This window comes from Burkholderia sp. 4NA327C6, from assembly GCF_005502655.1.
Lineage (GTDB): Bacteria > Pseudomonadota > Gammaproteobacteria > Burkholderiales > Burkholderiaceae > Burkholderia > Burkholderia contaminans.
Map to the genome: position 1 here is coordinate 1 of NZ_SCNZ01000107.1, position 3,352 is coordinate 3,352.

Annotated in this window: 3 protein-coding genes; 1 reads left to right on the plus strand and 2 read right to left on the minus strand. The window is 66.6% G+C overall.

What is annotated here, in order from left to right:
* Entirely contained in the window at window positions 1–411 is a 411-nt protein-coding gene (locus FFS49_RS41640; protein WP_039354887.1) for an acyl-CoA thioesterase, read from the minus strand.
* Window positions 412–792: 381 nt separating this feature from the next.
* On the opposite strand from FFS49_RS41640, the gene FFS49_RS41645 reads away from it, so the two are divergent.
* Window positions 793–1,905 (plus strand): 3-deoxy-7-phosphoheptulonate synthase, encoded by a 1,113-nt coding sequence (locus tag FFS49_RS41645; RefSeq protein WP_105816417.1) that lies wholly within the window; start codon window positions 793–795, stop codon window positions 1,903–1,905.
* 19 nt (window positions 1,906–1,924) lie between these two features.
* Here the strand turns inward: FFS49_RS41645 and FFS49_RS41650 are convergent, their stop codons facing one another.
* Window positions 1,925–3,292, minus strand: a complete 1,368-nt coding sequence (locus FFS49_RS41650; protein WP_105816416.1) for a glutamate--cysteine ligase — start codon at window positions 3,290–3,292, stop codon at window positions 1,925–1,927.
* Window positions 3,293–3,352 lie beyond the last annotated feature (60 nt).

The following is a 3,352-nucleotide window of genomic DNA, read 5'->3' on the forward strand; positions in this document are numbered from 1 at the left end:
TCACAGCGAACCCTGGAATTCGAGCACGCGTGCCTTGAACTCGTCGGGCACGGCCTGCGTCGTGTTGTTCGCGTAATCGAACATCACGTGCGTCGACATGCCGCGCGCGACGATGGTCTGGTCGTCGCGCTCCATCAGGTGTTCGAGATCGAAGCTCTTGCTGCCGAAACGCACGATGCTCGACCGGATCGTCAGGTTGTCGCCGAATTGCGCCGGTGCGAGGTACTCGCATTGCGTCTTCACCATGATGTGCGGCAGCTTCTCGCTCCGCGGCAGGCCGAGGAGATCGAACATGTAGCTGAGGTACGAATGCTGCAGATAATCGTAATAGACGGGACTGCTCACATGCCCCATCGAATCCGTATCGCGATACTTGACGTGAATGGGCGTTTCATAATGACGCTTCGACATGGTGGTTCTCCGCAATGACTGGGTTGATTTATATATTTGTTCCTGATTGGCCCGTCAGGAATTTGAAAATTAATCGAACGCCTATCGGGACGCCACTATCAGAACGAATAGCGACCCGCCGCGAAGCGCCACGCACTCCGCACCCCCAACCCGAGCAAGTACTCCCGGGTTCCCCGCTGGAAATCGAATTTCCATCCCGTCAAACATCTCAAGAACGGCAAAGCCGATGCCTCTATTTCCCGACGTCGCGCTTATTTCTGTCATTCATAAGGATATGAATTTGAAACTGGTAAATATGTTAGTTGCGCACGGAAAGAGCCATTCAATACAGTCGCGCTGTAGTAAAGAATCCACCGAATTATCGACAGGAGGGCAGTCCCTATGCATGCGAATACCTGGACGACGCACCGCGACGCCGTGCTGCATTTGCCGTCCCCCGCGGATCTGGCCGGCGCGCTGCCGCCTGCGTTGCGCGCGACGCGCACGGTTCATCAGGCTCGCCACGCGATCGTCGACGTGTTGAACGGCACGGACGACCGTCTCGTGGTCATCGCCGGCCCGTGCTCGGTGCACGACCCGGCCGCCGCGCGCGACTATGCGGCGCGGCTCGCGCTGCAACGTGCGCGATTCGCGGACGAGCTGGAAATCGTGATGCGCGTGTACTTCGAGAAGCCGCGCACGACGGTCGGCTGGAAAGGGCTCATCAACGATCCGCTGCTGGACGGCAGCGAACGGATCGACGCGGGGCTGCATACGGCCCGCGCGCTGCTGTGCGACATCAACGGGGCGGAGATGCCGGCGGCGACCGAGTTTCTCGATCCGCTGTCGCCGCGCTATCTGGCCGACCTGGTCGCGTGGGGGGCCATCGGCGCGCGCACCGTGGAATCGCAGGTGCATCGCGAGCTGGCGTCGTCGCTGCCGATCCCGATCGGCTTCAAGAACGGCACCGACGGGAACGTCCAGGTGGCCGTCGATGCGATGTGCGCGGCCGCGCGAGCGCATCGCTTCCTGTCGGTCGATGCGGGCGGGCGGCTATGTGCGACGGCGTCGCCCGGCAATCCGCATACGCATGTCGTGCTGCGCGGCGGGCGCGAACCGAATTTCGACGCGGCGGCCGTGAATGCCGTGTGCGAGCGCATGGTGGCCGCGCAATGCGCGCCGCGCGTGATGATCGACGTCAGCCACGGCAACAGCCGCCGCCAGTTCCGCAATCAACTGGGCGTCGGCACGGCCGTCGCCGCGCAGGTCGCGGCCGGCGACGCGCGCATCGTCGGCGTGCTGATCGAGTCGAACCTGATCGAAGGGCGCCAGGATCTCGTGCCCGGCGTGCCACTGCGCTACGGGCAGAGCATCACCGATGCGTGCCTGTCGTTCGCCGATACCACGCCGCTCCTCGAGACGCTCGCCTACGCAGTGCGGGCGCGCCGGCGCGGCCATGCGCCGGCGCCTGACCTCGACTTCGCGCGCGAGCCGCTGCTCGCGTGCTGCGCGTGAGCGGCCCGGCGCGACGCAGTCAGATTTCGGCTTCGTCGTAGATCCGTGTCGCGTCGCCGGCCCACGCGTCGCGATAGCGGGCGAGCCAATGCTCGGCCTGGGTCGGCGCACCGGCGACGATCTCGTCGAGCGGCGCGAGATACACGGATTCGTCGCGGCCGGCCGCGTCCCTGCGTGCCCGCGCGCGCAGGCCGCGATGCGCGATCGCCAGCGCATCGGCCGCGAATGCGCGCAACGGGCGGCCGTCGACCGAGGCGCCCAGCCCGAAACGCGGCACGTCGCGACGCAGGGTGAGCAACGCGCCGCGGTCGATCGCGGCGGCCAGCGTCTCGGCCTCCGACAGCGCGGCCGGATCGTACAGCAGGCCGGTCCAGAACGCGGACAGCGCGACCATCATCGCGGGCGAGCCCGCATCGGCGCCGCGCATCTCGAGATAGCGCTTGAGCCGCACTTCGGTGAAAACCGTCGTCAGATGATCGGCGAAATCGCCGAGCGTCGGCGTGTCGCCCTCGAGGTGCGGAATGCGGCGTCGCATGAAATCGCGGAACGTCCAGCCGGTCGCATCCGTGTAGCGGTCGCCGCGCCGCACGAAGTACATCGGCACATTGTCGAGCAGCCAGCTCACATAGCGCTCGAAACCGAAGCTGCGCGACAGGAACAGCGCGGGCGCCCCGCAGCGGTCCTCGTCGGTGTCGAGCCACGTGTGTGCGCGCGTCGACAGCAGGCCGGTCGGCCGGCCCTCCGCGAACGGCGAATTCGCGAACAGCGCGGTGGCAACGGGCTGCAGCGCGAGCGACACGCGCATCTTGCGCGCCATGTCGCTTTCCGACGCGAAATCGAGATTGACCTGCACGGTGCAGGTGCGCTGCATCATGTCGAGCCCGCGCGTGCCGACGCACGGCATATAGCGCTGCATGATCCCGTAACGCTGCTTCGGCATCCACGGCAGCGCCGCACGCGCCAGGTGAGGGTGAAAACCCAGCGGCGCGCAGCGCAGGCCGAGCGGCCCGCACGCGTCGCGGGCCGCGGCAAGGTGCGCATGGAGTTCGGCATGCGTGTCGTGCAGCGTATCGAGCGGCGCGCCCGACAGTTCGAGCTGGCCGGCCGGCTCGAGCGAGATCGCGGCGCCGTCGCGCTGGATCACGCCGACGATCCGTCCGGCATCGACGATCGGCGTCCCGTCGCGTTGCAGCCGCGCGAGCACCGCGGCGATCCCCGAGGGCCCGTCGTAAGGCGCGGCGGCGTGCGTCGCACGCGCGACGACGAACTTCTCGTGCTCGGTTCCGATCCGGAATTGCGCGGCCGGCTTGCAGCCGGCGGCCAGATGATCGGCGAGCTGTTGCTCGGAGACGATCGGCGTGTGGTCCGACCCAACGGCATTCGACATCGACACCCTCCACAAGTCACATTGAGCGACCGACCGGTCGGTCACAAGGCGACTATAGCG

Coding starts and splice junctions, on each gene's coding strand:
- FFS49_RS41640 (WP_039354887.1), bottom strand. CDS start 411: ATGTCGAAGCGTCATTATGAAACGCCCATTCACGTCAAGTATCGCGAT.
- FFS49_RS41645 (WP_105816417.1), top strand. CDS start 793: ATGCATGCGAATACCTGGACGACGCACCGCGACGCCGTGCTGCATTTG.
- FFS49_RS41650 (WP_105816416.1), bottom strand. CDS start 3,292: ATGTCGAATGCCGTTGGGTCGGACCACACGCCGATCGTCTCCGAGCAA.